Source organism: Pseudomonas sp. Leaf15 (genome assembly GCF_001421425.1).
Taxonomy (GTDB): Bacteria; Pseudomonadota; Gammaproteobacteria; order Pseudomonadales; family Pseudomonadaceae; genus Aquipseudomonas; species Aquipseudomonas salomonii.
Genome location: NZ_LMKI01000023.1, coordinates 394353 through 410001, shown reverse-complemented (window position 1 = coordinate 410001; position 15649 = coordinate 394353). Strand labels below are relative to the sequence as shown.

Annotated in this window: 15 protein-coding genes; 5 read left to right on the top strand and 10 right to left on the bottom strand. The window is 61.2% G+C overall.

The window, feature by feature from the left end; translation table 11 throughout:
* Window positions 1–10 precede the first annotated feature (10 nt).
* The 10 genes from glgA to ASE80_RS18090 all read right to left on the bottom strand — a co-directional run bounded on the left by glgA (window position 11) and on the right by ASE80_RS18090 (window position 11137).
* Window positions 11–1567: a glycogen synthase GlgA gene (gene glgA, locus ASE80_RS18135; RefSeq protein ID WP_081321457.1), complete on the bottom strand. Its 1557-nt coding sequence runs from the start codon at window positions 1565–1567 to the stop codon at window positions 11–13.
* A 622-nt stretch (window positions 1568–2189) separates the two neighbouring features.
* Window positions 2190–3140 (bottom strand): D-2-hydroxyacid dehydrogenase family protein, encoded by a 951-nt coding sequence (locus ASE80_RS18130; protein ID WP_056860146.1) that lies wholly within the window; start codon window positions 3138–3140, stop codon window positions 2190–2192.
* A 26-nt stretch (window positions 3141–3166) separates the two neighbouring features.
* Entirely contained in the window at window positions 3167–4168 is a 1002-nt protein-coding gene (locus tag ASE80_RS18125) for an alpha/beta fold hydrolase (RefSeq protein WP_056860145.1), read from the bottom strand.
* A 43-nt stretch (window positions 4169–4211) separates the two neighbouring features.
* Window positions 4212–4655: a YqaA family protein gene (locus ASE80_RS18120; RefSeq protein ID WP_017138910.1), complete on the bottom strand. Its 444-nt coding sequence runs from the start codon at window positions 4653–4655 to the stop codon at window positions 4212–4214.
* A 3-nt stretch (window positions 4656–4658) separates the two neighbouring features.
* Window positions 4659–5105, bottom strand: a complete 447-nt coding sequence (locus ASE80_RS18115; protein WP_056860144.1) for a DUF411 domain-containing protein — start codon at window positions 5103–5105, stop codon at window positions 4659–4661.
* A gap of 112 nt (window positions 5106–5217) precedes the next feature.
* Window positions 5218–5676 (bottom strand): SRPBCC family protein, encoded by a 459-nt coding sequence (locus ASE80_RS18110; protein WP_056860143.1) that lies wholly within the window; start codon window positions 5674–5676, stop codon window positions 5218–5220.
* Between the two features lie 90 nt (window positions 5677–5766).
* Window positions 5767–7761 (bottom strand): methyl-accepting chemotaxis protein, encoded by a 1995-nt coding sequence (locus ASE80_RS18105; protein ID WP_056860142.1) that lies wholly within the window; start codon window positions 7759–7761, stop codon window positions 5767–5769.
* Window positions 7762–7938: 177 nt separating this feature from the next.
* Window positions 7939–8835 carry a calcium-binding protein gene (locus tag ASE80_RS18100; RefSeq protein WP_236708847.1) on the bottom strand — a complete coding sequence of 299 codons (897 nt, stop codon included), beginning with the start codon at window positions 8833–8835 and terminating at the stop codon, window positions 7939–7941.
* Window positions 8836–9019: 184 nt separating this feature from the next.
* A complete protein-coding gene (locus tag ASE80_RS18095) occupies window positions 9020–9676 on the bottom strand; it encodes a M91 family zinc metallopeptidase (protein ID WP_082463643.1) in 657 nt (218 codons plus the stop codon).
* Between the two features lie 549 nt (window positions 9677–10225).
* On the bottom strand, window positions 10226–11137 hold the full coding sequence (locus tag ASE80_RS18090; protein WP_056860139.1) for an AraC family transcriptional regulator: 912 nt from the start codon (window positions 11135–11137) through the stop codon (window positions 10226–10228).
* A 102-nt stretch (window positions 11138–11239) separates the two neighbouring features.
* Between ASE80_RS18090 and ASE80_RS18085 the strand changes: the two genes are divergently transcribed.
* From ASE80_RS18085 to ASE80_RS18065, 5 genes are read left to right on the top strand one after another with little or no spacing between them, the layout of a single operon-like run.
* The gene (locus ASE80_RS18085; protein ID WP_056860138.1) at window positions 11240–11800 is read left to right on the top strand and encodes a carboxymuconolactone decarboxylase family protein; all 561 of its coding nucleotides are present in this window, start codon (window positions 11240–11242) and stop codon (window positions 11798–11800) included.
* Between the two features lie 38 nt (window positions 11801–11838).
* Window positions 11839–12900: an acyl-CoA dehydrogenase family protein gene (locus ASE80_RS18080; RefSeq protein WP_056860137.1), complete on the top strand. Its 1062-nt coding sequence runs from the start codon at window positions 11839–11841 to the stop codon at window positions 12898–12900.
* Window positions 12897–13700, top strand: coding sequence for an ABC transporter ATP-binding protein (locus tag ASE80_RS18075; protein ID WP_056860136.1), 804 nt, complete (start codon window positions 12897–12899; stop codon window positions 13698–13700). The genes ASE80_RS18080 and ASE80_RS18075 overlap by 4 nt, the downstream gene beginning before the upstream one ends.
* Window positions 13687–14886 carry an ABC transporter substrate-binding protein gene (locus ASE80_RS18070; RefSeq protein WP_056860135.1) on the top strand — a complete coding sequence of 400 codons (1200 nt, stop codon included), beginning with the start codon at window positions 13687–13689 and terminating at the stop codon, window positions 14884–14886. The genes ASE80_RS18075 and ASE80_RS18070 overlap by 14 nt, the downstream gene beginning before the upstream one ends.
* A complete protein-coding gene (locus tag ASE80_RS18065; RefSeq protein ID WP_056860134.1) occupies window positions 14883–15644 on the top strand; it encodes an ABC transporter permease in 762 nt (253 codons plus the stop codon). Before ASE80_RS18070 ends, ASE80_RS18065 begins: the two co-directional genes overlap by 4 nt.
* The last annotated feature ends 5 nt before the right edge of the window (window positions 15645–15649 follow it).

The following is a 15649-nucleotide window of genomic DNA, read 5'->3' as shown; positions in this document are numbered from 1 at the left end:
CAACTAAAAATTACTTCGTGGGTTTCCCCAGGGCCTTGGCCACCAGCTGTTCATACAGTTCAGCGTAGGGTTCCACCGCCTGGCTCCAGTTGAACGGCTGGGTCATGGCGCGGCTGCGCATGGCGTTAAGCAGGCCTTTATTGGCAAATACCCTGAACGCGCGGCTCAGCGCCTCTTCATAGCTCTCGACGGTGGACTCATTGAACAGGAAGCCGGTGACGCCATTTTCGATGGTGTCCGCCAAGCCGCCGGTATTGCGCGCCACCGGCAGCGAGCCGAAACGCTGGGCGTACATTTGGCTCAGGCCACACGGCTCGTAGCGCGAGGGCATGAGCAGGAAATCGCTGCCGGCGAACATGCGCCGTGCATCGGTTTCATTGAAGCCGATGCGCACACCCACCTGGCCCGGAAAGCGCAGGGCCAATTCGCGCATGGCGTGTTCTTCTTCCGGCTCGCCGCGGCCGATAATCGCGATCTGGCCGCCGTTTTCAACGATGTAACGACTGACCGCTTCGGTCAGGTCCAGGCCTTTCTGGTACACCAGCCGCGAGACCACCGCGAACAGCGGGCCGGTGGAATCGTGCAGGCCAAACAGCTCGCGCACATGGGCCGCATTCACCGCCTTGCCTTCCCAATCGCCGATATTGAAGTTATGAGTCAGGTGCGTGTCGGTGGAGGTTTCCCAGCTTTCATCGATGCCGTTGGGGATCCCACTGAGCAGGCCTTGCTGGGTCTTGCTGGCGAGGAAGCCATCGAGGCCACAGCCGAATTCCGGCGTAGTGATTTCCTGGGCGTAGGTCGCACTCACGGTGGTGATATGGCTGGAATAGGCCATGCCCGCCTTGAGGAACGACATCTTGCCGTAGAACTCCATGCCTTCCTGTTGCAGGGCATGGGGTGGAATGCCCAACTCAGGGGTAGAGGCCAGGCTGACCACACCCTGGTAGGCGAGGTTATGAATGGTGAACAGCGTGGGGGTGCGCGACCCACGCCAGTGCATATAAGCCGGCGCCAGGCCTGCGGGCCAGTCATGGGCGTGCACCAGGTCCGGGCACCAGTGGATTTGTGCGAGGTTGGCGGCCATGTCGGCGGCGGCCAGACCCAGGCGGGCGAAGCGAATATGGTTGTCCGGCCAGTCGCGGCCGTTGTTGGCGCCGTAGGGCGTGCCTTCACGCTCGTAGAGCTCGGGGCAGATCAGCACATAGATGACCAGGCCATCCTTGAGGTCCATGCGCCCGATCTTGCACGGCGGCAGCGCCGCGTGGCCGCCCAGTTCGCCGATGATATGGATCGGGTTGTCGCTTTCCATCACCTGCGGGTAGCCGGGGATCAGCACGCGCACATCATGCAGGTGCGCCATGGCACGGGGCAGGGCGGCGGAGACGTCGCCCAGGCCGCCGGTTTTCACCAGGTCGGCGAATTCGGACGTCACAAACAGGACTTTCTTGCGATTAGGGTTCTGACTCACGATCGGCCGCACAGTGTTGGGCAGGTCGGCCAACGAAGTCGGTCCCCCTGCCGGCTGACTAAAACGCTCTCCCTGAGTATCGACTGCAGCACTGATCATCGTTCTCTCCTACATATTGGGTCGGCTGATGGCCCGCTGCCATCGGCTCCGATTGGCCACATCCTGCGGCCAGGCGCACAAGCACAGTACAAACTGGCAAGGCGTATGCCAGTTGCACTCATTGCGAAAAAAGAGTGGATGGACGGGCATTCGGCTGAATCGCCTGCGCTCGCCTCCCTTAAAAACTTGACCTGCGGCAGAGTTGTAAAGTTTCGATTTTTTGCGGGGTTTTTGTTTTGGAACGGACCCATCGGTCATGAGTCTAGGACAGATCCCAGCGCCTGTATGGTTTATAGGCGTTTTTTGTAGGACAAAAAACTTGTAACGATATGCACCGTTCGCAATTGCTGTGATTTTGCGAGAACGGCCGGGGCAATAGTGGCGAACGGCCTATGTGTGGCGAGCAGGCTTGTTGTGGCGAGCAGGCTTGCCCTGCGTTGGAGCGCGCAGCGCTCCCAAATGGCCCATTCGGTGCATCAGGTAGGTCGGGTGTGTTCATTATGGGGCTGCTGCGCAACCCAACGCAGGGCAAGCCTGCTCGCCACAACAAGCCTGCTCGCCACAACAGGCCTGCTTGCCCCAAAAATCCTGCATGCCAGGAAAAGCCTGCTTGCCATACCGCTTACAGGCTGCGAATCGGCGTCCCGCTGGCCCAGGCTTGGATGTCTTCGATCATTTGCTGATAAAACTGCCGATAATTCTGTTCACTCACATACCCAACGTGCGGCGTGGCCAACACATTGGGCAAACGCCGGAAGGGATGATCAACCGGCAGTGGCTCTTCGCTATACACATCCAGCGCGGCCCCTGCCAGTCGCCCGGCTGATAACGCCTCGATCAGCGCCTGCTCATCCACAATCGGCCCACGTGATGTATTGACCAAACGCGCACTGGCCTTCATCCAGCTCAGCGCCTGGGCATCTACCAGGCCGCGACTGCGCTCGCTGAGCACCAGGTGCACGCTCAGAATATCCGCCTGCTCGAACAACTCACGCTTGCTGACCCAGCTCACACCCACCTCGGCGGCACGCTCCGGCGTGAGGTTCTCGCTCCAGGCGATCACGCGCATGCCGAATGCCTGGCCAAACTGGGCGACTTTCTGGCCGATGCTGCCCAGCCCGAGAACACCCAGGGTTTTGCCATACAGGTCGCCGCCCAAGCCGACCTGCCAACCGCCGGCGCGCAGTGAGTTGGCTTCGGCCAGCAGGTTGCGGGTCGAGGCCATGATCAGCGCCCAGGTCAATTCCGGCGCCGCCTGCTTGTAGCTGTCGGTGCCGCACACCTGGATGCCCAGGGCTTTAGCGGCAGCAATGTTGATGGCCGCGTTGCGCATGCCGCCGGTCACCAGCAGTTTCAGCTTGGGCAGGCCTTGCAACAGGGCCTGATCGAAGGTCGAGCGCTCGCGCATCACACAAATCACGTCGAACGCCTGCAAACGCTCGACCATCGTGGCGGTATCGGCGGGGTAATCGTGCAGAAAGTGCACCTGGCCCACCGCCGCCAGTGCCGACCAATCCACCACACCACTGGCTACATTCTGCCAATCATCAATGACTGCGATTTGTACCGACATTCACGAGTGCCTCGAAAAAGGTTGGATTAAAGGGCGTTCAACCCCTGCAACAGAGCCTGATGAAACTGCGCCGGTTCTTCCATCTGCGGTGCATGGCCCAGGCCCGGGAATTCCACCAGGGTCGCATGGGGGATCAGCTTGGCTGCCTGTTTGCCCAGCACGTCGTAGTGACCGAGCCTGGCCTTGACCGCCGGCGGCGCGATATCGCTGCCGATGGCGGTGGTGTCGGCGGTGCCGATCAGCAGCAGCGTGGGCATCTGCAAGTCCTTGAACTCGTAGTACACCGGCTGGGTGAAGATCATGTCGTAAATCAGCGCCGAGTTCCATGCGACCTGGGTGTGGCCGGGGCCTTTATTCAGGCCTGCGAGCATGTCGACCCAACGCTCGTATTCCGGCTTCCAGCGTCCGACGTAGTAAGTGTTGAGTTCATACTGGCGAATGCCGTCGGCGCTGAGTTTCAGCTCGCGCTCATACCATTGGTCGACGCTGCGATAGGGCACGCCCAGGGCTTTCCAGTCTTCCAGGCCGATGGGATTGACCAGCGCCAACTGCTCGGTTTGCTGCGGATACAGCAGTGCATAACGGGTGGCGAGCATGCCGCCGGTGGAATGGCCGATGAGGGTGGCCTTCTGAATACCGAGTTTTTCCAGCAGTTGATGGGTGTTGATCGCCAGTTGCTGGAAGCTGTACTGGTAGTGGTCCGGTTTGCTGGAGGTGCAGAACCCGATCTGGTCCGGCGCGATCACGCGGTAACCCGCTGCGCTCAAGGCCTTGATCGAATCGTCCCAGGTCGCGCCGCAGAAGTTCTTGCCATGCATCAATACCACGCTGCGGCCATTGGCACGGCCCTTGGCAGGCACGTCCATATAACCCATTTGCAGGGTTTTGCCTTGGGACTGGAAACTGAAATGTTCGACCGGGTAAGGGTATTGAAAGCCTTGCAGCTCGGGGCCATAGGCGCTGGCAAGGGCAGTAGCGGCACTTGCCGTCAGCAGGCCGGCGATGCAACAGGCGCGAATGAGAGACATGGAAGGGCTCCGATGGGAATGCCCGGATGCTGTTGCGAGGGGATTAAGTGGGGATTAACACCCAGTGCAAGGTCAGCGCCGCCAGTACGCCATAGCGCAGGCTCTTGGCCAGCGTGACCAGCAGCAAAAACCGCCACAGCGGTTCGCGCATGACCCCGGCGACCAAGGTGAGTGGGTCACCGATGATCGGCACCCAACTGAGCAATAACGTCCAGTGCCCCCAGCGTTCGTAATGGCGGCTGGCCTTGTCGAGCTGCTTTGCGCTGACCGGAAACCAGCGACGATCCTTAAAGTGTTCAACCCAGCGGCCCAGCCACCAATTGACCACCGACCCCAGCACATTGCCCACCGTCGCAATACCCAACAGCAGCCACAGGCTGTAGTGGCCGCTGAGCAATAAGCCCACCAGCACCGCTTCCGATTGCAGCGGTAACAAGGTTGCCGCGCCAAAGGCGGCGAAAAACAGCCCCAGGTAACCGGCGAGCATGAATCAACGGGCCGGGTAGTCGGCCACCACTACATCCTGACCGTCGCGCGTCAGGCCGATGACCTGGTAGGCCTCGCGCCGGTCGCCCATTTCCATACCGGGCGAACCCATGGGCATGCCGGGGGCGGCAATACCCAGCAGGTCATCGCGTTTGCGCAACGCCAGCACCTGCTCGGCGGGCACGTGGCCTTCGACGAACTTGCCGTCGATCACGGCGGTATGGCACGAGCCCAGGCGCGGTGCTACGCCCAGGCGCTGCTTGACGGCGCTCATGTCGGCTTCAACGTGGTCGTTGACCTTGAAACCGTTGGACTCAAGGTGAGTGATCCATTTTTTGCAGCAACCGCAGTTGGCGTCGCGGTGCACGTCGATTGGGATCAGGTCGGCCGCCTGGGCCAGGGTAGTGGTGAACAGGGCACAGAGTAAGGCCAGTCGCAACGGGTTTTTCATGCGGGTCTCGTGGGCAAGAGGACGGCGTCGGGATTTTGCGGCGATCATGACGACGTCATCGCAGGCAAGCCAGCTCCCACAGGGTGAGAGGGGTGTCAGTAATGTTTCTAAATTATACGAAAGCCGCGTTTTCAAGGCGGCGCTTGAGCTGTTCCAGCGCATTGGCCGACAGCTCGACCATGCGCGCGTGCAAGGTGGGCAGTTGCAACTCGGTCTCGTAGGTGAGCACCCGCTTGAACAGCGTGCCGCCACGGTGGGGTTGCAGGAAGTAGTGAATCGAACCGTCTACCGCCAGGGAAGTGAACACGGTCTTGAATTCACTGGGGCAGCGCGCGACCTGTACGCGATAGCTCATGGGGACGCGCACGCCCAGCAAGTCGATGATTTCGGTAAAGCGCGTGCCGGCCGGCAGTGAACCGGTGGTGCCGGTGTCGGCACTCAGGGAGGTGGGGTGCCACTCGTGACAGCGATCCGGCTGGGTCACGTAGTCGTAGATGACCTCGATCGGGGCCTGGATGAAGCGTTCCTGACTGATCCGCTCCAAGCGGACCGAATGCTCAGCTGCGTGCATGACACACCTCCTGTGTGGCGAGAGTTTGTCCTGAGAACTGTCAGAATAGTCCCACTCCCGCGCATTGCACGGGAGTGTCTCAGTCTTTTATCAGCGCACCTTGAAGCGGCCCATCAACGCAATGACCCGGCCATTGGCGTCCAACAGGCTCTGGGTGTTGGTTTGCGTGGCGTGGCCGCTTTCTACCAACTCGTCGACCATCTGTCGGATCTGCACCATGCTGCGGTTGATCTCCTCGGTCACCGCGCTTTGCTGCTCGGCCGCCGTCGCGATCTGGGTGCTGAGGTTATTGATATGGCTGACGGAACCAGCCATCTCGTCCAGCCCGGTGTTCACCCGTGCCGTGGCGTCGGCCGCCGACTGGCAACTGGCCTGGGTGTTTTCCATGGCCGCCACCGACGAACTCACGCCGGTGGTCAGGCGCGCGAGCATCTCATTGATCTGCGAGGTGCTGGCCTGGGTGCGCGCCGCCAACGCCCGAACCTCATCGGCCACCACCGCAAAACCACGGCCTTGCTCACCGGCCCGCGCCGCTTCAATCGCCGCGTTGAGGGCCAGCAGGTTGGTCTGGCCGGCAATCGCGCCGATCACCCCGAGGGTCTCGGTGATGCGTGCAGCGTCCTGGCGCATCGCCTCCACGGTGTGGGTGGCGCTGGCGACTTCGCCGATCAACGCGCTGACACTGGTGGACGCTTCGCCCACCACCACGCGGGAGCGGTCGGCGTGCTCGTTGGCGCGCTGGGTGAACGAGGCGGTTTCCGCCGCGTTTTGCGCGACGGTGTCGGCAGTCGAGCTCATTTCGGTGATGGCGGTGACGGTCTGGTCGGTCTCCGAGGCGTGGCGCACCAGGATCTGGTTGGTGTGGGCCGAGGTCTGCTGCAACTGCGCCAGGCTCGATGACATGGCGCCCGTGGCTTGGGTCACTTCACCAATCATGTTCTGCAAGTAGACGATAAAGTGGTTGACCGAATGGCCGATGGCGCCCAGTTCGTCTTCGGCGCGAATGGTGATGCGCCGCGTCAGGTCAGCGTCGCCGGCGGACAAGGCATCGATATTGGTCTTCAACGACTTCATGCGCTGCACCAGTTGGCGGATCGCAAAAGCGGCCAGCAGCACCAGCAGCAACACCATGGGGATTTGTATCAGGGCCAGGCTGCCGAGCACGTCATCGCGCTGGGCGGTGATCAACGAGGTGGGCAGGGCGGTGGCGAGGAACCACGGCGTTCCCTCGATCGGTCGCAGGTAGAAGGTGCTGGCCACGCCCTGGTTGTCGAACTCGGTGCGTACAAGCCCTTGGTCGCGGTGGGCCAGGGCTTTACTCACCTGGGCGGCAAACGCCGAGGTGCCGACCAGTTCGCTGATGTTCTTCAACACCACCGGGCCGCTGATGCGCGAGCTGTTGCTGATGATCTTGCCATCGCCTTCGACGATCAGCATCTGGCCGCCGATGTCTTTTTCCTTGCTGGCTACCAGCTCATTGAAGAACCCCAGGGTGACGTCAATGGTAGCCACGCCATAGGCTGCGCCATCGCGCTGAATGGCCATGGCACAGTTGGTGCGTGGCTCCTGGCTGGCGTCGTCCTTGTAGGCGGCGGCCCAGGCGCACTGGCCGCGCGGAGAGGCGAGGCCGCCTTTGTACCAGCTCTGGTCGTAGTAGTTGGGCGCAGCGTCGCTGTTCCAGAACGTGTTGACCGCCAACTTGCCCGACGCATCGCGGTGCCAGAAGGTACTGAACTTGTTGAGCCCAGGCGCGCGCTGGTTGGGCAGTGGCCAGATACCGCCGCCGAAGACTTTCAGCTCGCCATACTGGTCCACCAGGCCGGGCAGCACTTTGTCGATGGCATCGCTGTCGAGCAGGGGAATGGTTTGGGTGATGCTGCGTTGTTGGGCTTGAACCTTGTTCAGTTCGCCCTGGATGCGCTCAGCCACTTCGGCGACGCGGTTGAGCACCACCTGTTCTTCGGTATGGCGCAGCGTGGGGGCCACCAACTGGCCGATACCGACGACGGTCAACACCAATATCAGCAGGACGAACAGCACCAGGAACAGGGTGTAGCGGGTTTGGATGGAGCGCAGTGGAGGCATGGGGGTCGTCCTTACGAAGCGTTATTATCGACGCGGCTTTGTTAAAGCTTCGTAGGGCTATCGGCTTGAGGAGGAGGAGCTTTAGGTACGATGGTGCAATGTGGTTGGGTGAGCGGTGACCCTGCTGGCGTTTGCTGCGCAAGGTCACCGAATGGACGCGCTGTTATCCCAACAAATCTATTGGCCAGCGTTGCCCGGCTTCACCTCAGTAAAAGTTGAACCTTGGGTGCGGTCGAACTGATCGTTGGCCCCGGCGACAATGCTGTCCTGGCTTGAGTTATGCAGGATGCGGTCGTTACCCTCGCCGGTAAAAAAGTGCGTGCGGTCATAGCCCCACAAGCGGTCATCACCGTTGCCGCCATGCAGATAATTGTCTCCGCTACCGGCCATGAGTGTGTCGTTGCCATCGCCACCCTCCAGCTTGTTCCATTTGTGCGCATCGCTGAACCCGGCCTCGAGAACATCGTCACCCTCGTCGCCGATCAGGACGCTGTTGCCGGTGCCACCGTAGAGCCTGTCATTTCCTTCGTTACCTTCTGCATAGCCGAAGTTACTGCCGAGCCGCAGGGTGTCGTTACCGCGTTGCCCGGAGAGGCTGGTAACGCCTCCGCCGGCCTGGAGTGTGTCGTTGCCATCGCCACCCTCAATGAGCACGTAATGCTTGACGTCATCATCGATGATGACGCTGTCATCACCGCCATTTGTTTTGATGAGCAGGCTGTTGTTAAAGCTTTGTTGTGGCGGGATATCAACCACATACGACTGGCCATTAACGATGAACTGCAATTTGTCCCCTGGCCAGCTGCGCACACGGATGGTGTCGGCGTCGTTACCGGTTTCCACCAGAAGTTGATTGGCAACAATCTTCGGTTTATCGGGGTACGCCGCGCTCCAGGTGATTTCCCGGCTAAAGGTCACATTGTCTTTTTGGAGCAGAATGTGTGTCCTGACTTCGCGCGCGCCTGGTGCCAGATCGGCGGGTGGATCATAGGGTGAAGCTTTGGGCTTGACCGGCTCGACGCTTGGCACTAGGTGACGCGCGGTTGCTGGGGCGTGAGCGTAGGGAGAGAGCATGGTGATGTCCTTCTCAATAACCAAGGTATAAACCTGACAGCATGTCAGGGCTCCTCTTACGTGGGCGATCGATGCAAGAGCGTTCCTGGCAACCGCGCAGAGCTTGCGACTGGATATTTCGTTCGCGCCTCGATGTTTTCAAGCATCACCTGGCCTATGCCCGGTGACGCTCTACCGTGGAGGGTCAGACCAGGTAGCTCTTGCGTAAAGGCCGGCCCATTTCACGGTGCATGCCGTTTTCCGTGAAGTGTTCGGGATTGATGGTGGTGGGCGGGGTAGAGGGGTCGTTGTCGAAGTCAAAAGGCTGCGCGGTGCTGCCCGGTAAGCCGACGACCTGAAACTCTGTGTTGTGGATGTAATCGGTAATGGCAGGATTGGACGCTGAACGGTCCAAGGTGTAGCCAGGCAGATTCGTGCCTGTAGCGCCATTGTAGGCGTGACCGATTTCATGGACCAAGTTGACGACTGGTGGGGTAAAAAAGCGTTCGTCACCGGTATCCATCGGATCGTAATTCACCGCCCCCGCATCAGCACGTGACCCGGGTTTGTTGCCAATGACCCTGCCGTATCGTGGGTCATCAAGGTCGATTTTCTTGAACAGCGCACTCGGTACTCGACCTAGTTCAAAACTGCGAAACGAGTAGCTGTTTGCAACGGTTGCTTTCTGGATGGTGACTTTGGCGCCAGCTTTCGGGGCTTCCTTATCCATATCCGCCAGTATTTTTTGCCCATTGGGCGAGCTGCGCAGGAATTCGCCCTGAACCCAGCCAAAGCCTGTCGTCACCTGCGCCACCCAGTGCCCTGGTCCTGCCTGCCCCGGCGATAAAGGTATCATTCCCATCACCGCCTCCAAACGTGACGGGGTTATTGACTATTGTGCTGATGGTTACGTGGTCTGGCCCGCCATTGGTTTTAATGTGCAGCTCAATGGGCTCACCGTTTTTACCCTTTGCGTCGAAAGGGTATGACTTGCCATTGATCTGCACCTGCAAACTTCCGTCAGGGTTGTTGCCGACATGGAGCGTGTCGGCGGCGTTACCGGTTTCCAGGGTCAGGGTGACGCGCTCGATTTTGGGCGGTTGGGCATAGATGTCCCATTTGGCCTGCTGGGTGATTTTTACGTAGCCATCATCGAGTAAGGTCTCGGTTTTGGTTCGAGTTCGGCCATTCCCGGGGGCATAAAAATCTGGAGCGTTATAAATGGATTATCGTGGGGCAAGGGCTGTTGTGTGGTGCGTGTTCACGCGGTTGCCGGACTGCGGGGCGTAAGCGAGCGAGGTCGGAGTCATAGTTCCAAGGTCTGGGGGTAATGGACCCGTTGTGTGGAATTAACCCGCAACACAGTTCCATTTCTTACAGACGATGGTAAACAAACCGACTTCCCTGTTTGCTAATTCTGCAACTGCCCTTTGCGATAAGCCCCAGGCTGCTGGCCGGTGGTCTTGTGAAACGCCCGCGTAAACGCCGCCACCGACTGATAACCCACGGCCAGCGACACATCGGCCACGGTCATGTTTTCTTTGAACAGACGGCACGCATGGCGCATGCGCATCATCAACAGCACGTGCCCCGGCGATTGCCCGCACAGTTCGCTGAAGCGTTTGAAGAACGCCGAGCGGGACAAGCCGGTGCAGGCGGCCATGCTTTCCAGGGTCCATGGGTCTGCCGGGCGGGCGATCAATTGCTCCAACAGTTCGGTGAACGCCGGTTGCCGGCCCAGCGCTGCCAAGCCGCCCAGTTCGGGGTTATCGATGACCTGCTGACGCAACACATACAGAAACAACAAATGGCACAGACGTTCGAGCAGTGCCGAGGAGGGCGCCGGGACGCGCTCGCACTCTTGCAGGATCAATTCGAACAGATTGCGCGCAGCGGTCAGCGATGGGTCGCCGGCGCGCAGGATGATCCAGGCGGGCAGGCCGTCGACGATCATTGCCGACAACCCGGAATGGAAGTGAAAAAAGCCGCAGACCAGGCCGACGCCATCGTCGGCGTTGCTGTCCAGTGCCAGCATCGGTCGGCGCGGGCTTTCCTGCGCGGCTGCGGCCGTAGCCTCGCCAGACAGCCGATACTCGAGGTCACGCAGCAGAAACACCGCATCACCATTATTCAGGTGTTGGGGAAGGGGTTCGCCGTCAATATGCAACCAGCATTGGCCCTGCACAATCAGATGGAAACTCGCGCTGGCCAGCCCATGGGTGCTGGCGTGCCACGCGCCGCAATAGCGGCCGACATGGAACAGGCTGGTGTTGAGTTCGAGGCTGTCTAATAACCAATCAACGAGTGCACTGGACGAATTCATCTAACGGAAAGACTCTAGAGCAAGTAATCGCTACTTTAGCCTATTGAGGCGTTTTTTTATAACCAACAGACTTAGGTGATGAACCCATCAGGAGACCACTCCATGTCCCGTGTACCGTTGCTCACCCCCGAAACCGCCCCGGAAGCGGCCAAGCCCTTTCTGGAAAACGCGCTCAAGGGCTCGGGTTTCATCCCTAACCTGCTCGCCGTGTTGGCCAATGCACCGGCGGCGCTGGAAACCTACATCACCGTGTCCGGGCTCAACGCCAAGTCGGAGCTGACCCTGGCCGACCGCGAAGTGGTGCAATTGATTGCCGCCACCACCCACGGCTGCGATTTCTGTGTGGCCGGCCACACCGCCGTGGCGCGCAATAAGGCCAAACTGCCCGAAGACGTGATTGACGCCCTGCGCCAGCGCGGTGAATTGCCCAACGCCCGTTATGAGACACTCGCCGCCTTCACCCGCGAAGTGATCGCCACCCGTGGCGATGTCAGCGACGCGGGTTTTGAAGCGTTCCGCGCCGCCGGCTATACCGATGGCCAGGCGCTGGAAGTTATTTTGGGCGTCAGCCTGGCAACCCTGTGCAACTTCGCTAACGTGTTTGCCCGTACCCCGCTGAACCCGGAACTGGCGCAGTACCGTTGGGAAAAACCGGCAAGCTGAATCGGCGATGGTCCACCTGCTGTAAAAAGGAGAATTGAATGCTTGACCCAATCTTGAGCCGTTGGCTCGATGTTCAAGCGCAGGCCCTGGATGTGGGCAGTTGCGATCCACAGGAAGTGCTGCCACGGCTGGCAGAGTCAAATGTATTAAGCATCGGCGTGCCCAAGGCGCTGGGCGGGCTGGGCGGTGATGTGACCGGCGCGGTGGAAGCCATCGCCAATGTCGCCAGCCATTCCCTGGCGGCGGCGTTTGTGTGCTGGGGCCAGCGCTCTTTTATCGAATATTTGTTACAGAGCCCGAATGAGCGCCTGCGCGAGCAACTGCTGCCGGACTTGCTCAGCGGCAAGCTGGCCGGGGCCACCGGGCTGTCGAACGCCATGAAGTTTTTGTCCGGCATCGAAACCCTGCAAATCAGCGCGCAGCCGACCGAAGACGGCTGGACCCTCAACGGTCGCCTGCACTGGGTGACCAACCTGCGCAAGAACGGTTTTGTTGCGGCGGCGGCGATCGAGCATGCCGGCGGCGGCGCGCCGTTTATCCTGGCGATCCCGGATTCGGTCGCAGGCCTGCAGCGTTCGCGTGACCTGGAGCTGATGGGCCTGCAATCGAGCAACACGGCGGCCCTGGGCCTGGAAGGCGTGGAGCTGAGCCGCGACTGGTTGCTGCATGAGGATGCGCGCAAGTTTCTGCCGGCGGTGCGCCCGGCGTTCCTGGGCTTGCAGTGCGGCATGTCCATCGGCCTGGCGCGACGCTCCCTGGCGGAAGTCGCCAACCACCTCGGCGCCTCACGCACGGTGCTGCGTGACGAGCTCGAAGCCCTGCGGGTCACCCTGGATCATCTGGTCACAGAACTGAAAAGCGGCCTGCTCGCCGGGCGTTTCGCCGCCGAGCCGGTGCCTTTGTTCAAACTGCGTATCGCCCTGGCCGAAACCGCCGCCAGCGCGGTGCAACTGGAACTGCAAGCCAGCGGCGGCAAGGCCTACCTCACCGCCCATGGCAGCGGCTTTGCGCGGCGCTGGCGCGAGTCGGCCTTTGTGCCGATCGTGACGCCCAGCCTGGTGCAACTGCGCACTGAGCTGCACCGCCAGGCCAACCTATGAGTCAGGCGGTATTGAACGCCCAGGGCATTTGCCTGGGCTATGCCAGCGGGCCGGTGTTGCAAGGCTTTGACTTGCAATTGCAGGCAGGTGAAGTGGTGTCGATCCTCGGCCCCAGCGGCGTGGGTAAATCCAGCCTGCTGCGGGTGCTGGCCGGTTTGCAGGCGCCCCAGGGCGGTAGCGTGCAGGTGCTGGGCGAGCCACTGACCGGGCCGCATCCACGGGTGGCCGTGGCGTTTCAAGACCCCAGCCTGTTGCCCTGGCTGAACCTGGAAAAGAACGTCGCCTTCGGCCTGGATTTCGCCCGTCAGCCGCACTTGAGCCCTGAGGCGCGCCGCCAGCGCGTCGACCACGCCATTGCGGCGGTCGGTCTGGAACATGCGCGCCAGCAGTTTCCAGCGCAGTTGTCCGGCGGCATGGCCCAGCGCACCGCGCTGGCCCGCTGCCTGGCCCGTCAGCCGCAGGTGTTGCTGCTGGATGAGCCGTTTGGCGCACTGGATGAAGTCACCCGCGCCGACATGCAGCACCTGCTGCTCAAGGTCAACCGTGAGCAAGGGTCGGCGGCGGTGTTGATCACCCACGACATTGACGAAGCGCTGCTGCTGTCCGACCGCATCCTGCTACTGGGCAACCGCCCGGCGCGGACCTTGGGCGAATGGCACATCGAGTTGCCGCAACCGCGCGACGAGCAGGTCGAAGCCATCGGCGCGCTGCGTATCGAAATTCTGAAAACCTTACGGCAGGCGAGCCGCCCTCAACCCCACCCCATTGACCAACAGGAGTTTTCACATGTGTCTGGATGACCTCACGCACTCGCGCCGTGACTTTCTCAAACTCTCGGCGGTGCTCAGTGCCGCCGGTGCCTTGCCGTTGCTCAGCAGCCTGCAGGCCCGCGCCGCCAGTGAGCCGGACGCACCGGTGCGCATCGGCTATTTACCGATCACCGACGCCACGCCCTTGCTGGTCGCGCATAACAACGGCTTGTTCGAGGCCGAAGGCATCAAGGCCGAGCGCCCGGTGCTGTTGCGCAGTTGGGCGCAGGTCATCGAGGCGTTTATTTCCGGGCAGGTCAACGTGATTCACCTGCTGTCGCCGATGACGGTTTGGGCGCGCTACGCCAGCAAGGTGCCGGCCAAGGTCGTGGCCTGGAACCATGTTGGCGGTTCGGGCCTGACCGTGTCGCCAGGCATTACCGATGTGAAGCAATTGGGCGGCAAGTCGGTGGCGATTCCGTTCTGGTACTCGATCCACAACGTGGTAGTGCAGCAACTGTTCCGCGACAACGGCCTTACGCCCGTGGCGCGTGTCGCCGGCTCTGCGATTGCGGCCAACGAGGTTAACCTGATCGTGTTGCCGCCTTCGGACATGCCGCCGGCCCTGGCCAGCAAGCGCATCGATGGCTATATCGTCGCCGAGCCGTTTAACGCCCTGGCAGAGAACCTCCAGGTCGGCCGCGTGCAGCGCTTTACCGGCGATGTGTGGCGCAACCACGCGTGCTGCGTGGTGTTCATGCACGAGCATGACCTGACCAACCGCCCGGAGTGGTCGCAGAAAGTGGTCAACGCCATCGTCAAGGCGCAGGTGTGGACCCGGGATAACCGCGAAGAGGCGGTCAAGCTCTTGTCCAAGGACGGCCCTAATCGCTATACGCCGCATGCCGAACCGGTGTTGAGCAAGGTCCTGGCCCCGGCCGCCGCCGACCGTGCCGCGTACCTGGCCGACGGCGCGATCCAGCATGCCAACTGGGACGAGCATCGCATCGACTTCCAACCGTACCCATTCCCCAGCTACACCGAGGAGTTGGTGCGACGCCTGAAGGACACCTTGATCGAAGGCGACAAAAAATTCCTCGCCGACCTGGACCCCGCCTTCGTGGCCAAGGACCTGGTGGACGACCGCTTTGTGCGCAATGCCATCGAATCCGTGGGCGGCATGAAAACCTTCGGCTTGCCCGACGGTTATGAACGGCACGAGGAGATCGGCGTTTGAACAACGGCAGAATCCCAGGCTGGTGGCTGGGGCTGAGTGGTTTGGCGGGCTTGTTGCTGCTCTGGTGGTTGGGCGTGAAGGTGTTTGGCGACGCCGAGGGTTTATCGGCGCGCTTTTCGCTCGCGGCAACCGCCAGCAGCTTGTGGGAATTGCTGGGACGCAGCGAGTTCTACCTGCACATCGCCGTGAGCTTGAAGCGTATTTTTGTCGGGCTGTTGCTGGCCTTGCTGGTGGGTGTGCCATTGGGGTTGCTGGTGGGCAGTTCGCGCAACCTGGAGGCGGCCACCACACCGGCGTTCCAGTTTCTGCGGATGATCTCGCCACTGTCCTGGATGCCCATTGTGGTGATGTTGATGGGCGTGGGCGACCAGCCCATCTACTTCCTGCTGGCGTTTGCCGCGGTGTGGCCGATCATGCTCAACACCGCCGCCGGCGTACGCCAGTTGGACCCGCGCTGGTTGCAGCTGAGTAAAAGCCTGAGCGCCACGCGCTGGGAAACCCTGCGACGGGTGATCATTCCCGGCGTCGTCGGGCATGTGCTGACCGGCGTGCGCCTGGCCATCGGCATTTTGTGGATCGTGCTGGTGCCGTGCGAGATGCTCGGGGTCAGTGCGGGGCTCGGCTATTACATCCTCGACACCCGCGACCGGCTGGCGTATTCGGAGTTGATGGCGATGGTGGTGGTGATCGGGTTGCTGGGGTTTGCGCTGGATGCGTTTGCGCGGTGGTTGCATCAGCGTTGGGTGCATGCTGGCTGAACGGC